2 protein-coding genes and 1 pseudogene are annotated in these 2425 nt (G+C 59.3%); 2 read left to right on the top strand and 1 reads right to left on the bottom strand.

Annotated features, from left to right (window positions below; all coding sequences use genetic code 11):
- A partial coding sequence (locus tag PAN31108_RS26135; RefSeq protein ID WP_150671649.1) for an IS3 family transposase occupies positions 1–550 on the top strand: 550 nt, incomplete at its 5' end.
- Between the two features lie 189 nt (positions 551–739).
- On the opposite strand, the gene PAN31108_RS26130 is transcribed toward PAN31108_RS26135, so the two are convergent.
- A complete protein-coding gene (locus PAN31108_RS26130; protein ID WP_150671648.1) occupies positions 740–2026 on the bottom strand; it encodes an IS110 family RNA-guided transposase in 1287 nt (428 codons plus the stop codon).
- Between the two features lie 82 nt (positions 2027–2108).
- Between PAN31108_RS26130 and PAN31108_RS26125 the strand changes: the two are divergent.
- A pseudogene (locus tag PAN31108_RS26125) lies at positions 2109–2423 on the top strand (integrase core domain-containing protein); the annotation flags it as partial.
- Positions 2424–2425 lie beyond the last annotated feature (2 nt).

Genomic DNA, 2425 nt, shown 5'->3' with positions numbered 1-2425 from the left:
AACGTTGATGACCGAGCGCGCGATGGGTGTCACCCGGGCTTGCGGGCTGGTGGGAATTTCGCGGTCGTTGTTCCGTTATGAGTCGAGCCGAACCGACGACGTGGAGTTGACGAGCAGAATGGTGGCCATTGCGGCGCAGAAGCGCCGGTATGGCTATCGCCGCATTCACGTGCTGTTGCGTCGGGAGGGTTGGCTGGCGAACCACAAGCGGGTTTGGCGGCTGTACAGCCAGGCGGGACTGAGCGTGCGCAAACGAAGGCGCAAGCGCATTGCCGCAGTCGAACGGACCCCTCGACCGCTACCAACAGGACCGAATCAAAGCTGGTCAATGGACTTCGTCTCTGACGGCTTGGCGTACGGTCGGCGGTTTCGGTGCCTGAATGTAGTCGACGATTACACGCGTGAATGCCTTGTCATCGAGGTCGACACTTCACTGCCAGGGCAGCGCGTGAGGCAAGTGCTGGAGCGTTTGCGGGAGATGCGCGGATTGCCGTTATCCATCACCTTGGACAACGTTCTAAATGCAAGCGGAATGTGCAACGCAAGGTAAAGCGGTGCCACGCACACGGCGAGATGCAGTGCGCGAGCTGTCAAAGAGCGGACGACAACCAACCAGTGGTCTTCCGCGGCATCGGGGGAGACTTGCTGACCATAGTGGACACAAGATTCATCGCACACGGCGTGATCTTCACCGTACCTAAAACAGCATAGAAGCCCCAGCGGAAGGTCCGAGCATTATCTACGGGGTCGCCTGCGCCCCAACGGCAGCCGAGAGAGGGATCGATCCACTGGGTAAACCGAGTTCGAAGAACTGCCTGTAAGGCTGGTTCTTCTTGATCATGCTGTAAGCCACGCGAGCCATCTTCGCTGCCACGGCGGTAAGTGCCTTGCGCTTGAGGTCAGCGTCGTCCGGATCTGCATGGATGTAACGTTCATATTTCGAGCGGAATGAGTTCTCCTTCATGCGCACGGCAGCCATGCCTGCCATCCAGAAGGCCAGCCGCAATCGTGCATTGCCGCGCTTGGAGAGCTGCTCGCGCCCCCGCTGGGTACCCGACTGTATCTTCGCCAAGTCGAATCCACAGTACTTCAGGAACTGACGGTGGTGACCGAAGCGGCGCAGGTCGCCGGCCTCGGCGAGGATAGTCATGGCGATCACCGAGCCAATGCCAGGCAGCGTCTTCAGATGGGCGAAGTCGATATTGTCGTGAAGCTCCGCCTCGGCGCGCGCCTCGATTGCCGCTCGCAGTACGTTGAGCTCCTGGTACCGGCGAAGGGTAATGCGGAATGTCTCAACAGCCAGGCAATCCGGCGCGTGAGGCAAGGCAGCGGTGTGTGCAGCTGTTTCCCATATCTCTTCGAGTTTGGCGCGTTTGTTCACCTTGCGGCCGACCAGATCCCATGCAGCAGCCACAAAGCTCTCGCGATCCAGGGCGCGTACATGCGTCGGCGTCGGAAACTCGAGCAGAAAACGCACGAACCATTCGTTGCGGGTGGTGCACCAGTAGCGGTGCATCTCCGGGAAGTACAGGGGCAGGCTGTGGTTGATCAGAGAGTGCTGCACCTTGGTGCGTGCGCGGGAAACTTGGTAGTAGGTCTTTGCAAGTTCTTGCAGGTCATGATGGCCGGCGATCTGCGGGTCCACGTAGCGCTGATATGTGCCACGCCTGAGCATTTCCAGGATGACCTGCGCGTCCTTGGGATCGTTCTTGTCCCAAGAGTTGAACATCGCTTCGCGATACCGCGCCTGTGCCACGGAATTGATGCTGACCACCTCGTGCCCAGCTGTGAGCAGGCGGTGAGCCAGCGGGCGATGGTAGTCGCCGGTCGGCTCAAGCGCTACCCGGCAATTGCCGGGTAGCGCTTGAAGGTAACTCAACAGCCGGTCGAAGTCAGGAGCGCTGTTGGTCATCCGGAAGCGCTGACGCTTCCCGTCCGACAACTCGATCAACACAGCGTTCGAATAACGGGCGATGTCGATTGCAATTAGGTTCAGGGGCAGCGTACCTTCCAGCAAGTCGGCCATTTCGGTTTCCTCCGGCGGGCGGTGAACGGGCAATCCAAAGGATGCCCGTTACCCCTGATGGCTGACATTCTGCATGTACTACGGGCCGGAGTTCGCTGGCAAGGTACTGGATGCCTGGGCGTACGAGGTCGGCATCACGCTGTCGTTCATCCGCCCCGGCAAACCTGTGGAGAACGCCTACATCGAGAGCTTCAACGGGCGGTTCCGCGACGAATGTCTGAACGAACACTGGTTCGTCTCGCTGCGTCACGCCAAGCACTTGATTGAATCGTGGCGTATCGAGTACAACACAGAGCGGCCTCACAGCTCTCTCGGCAACCTGACGCCCGAGCAGTTTGCTCGGGCGCATGAAGAACAGAAGTTTTTAACCTCGGACTCTAAAAGCGTTTCGGACTAAAA

The organism is Pandoraea anhela (assembly GCF_902459655.1).
Taxonomy (GTDB): Bacteria; Pseudomonadota; Gammaproteobacteria; order Burkholderiales; family Burkholderiaceae; genus Pandoraea; species Pandoraea anhela.
The sequence above is the reverse complement of the archived record's forward strand: the minus strand, read 5'-3'. Positions and strand labels throughout refer to the sequence as shown.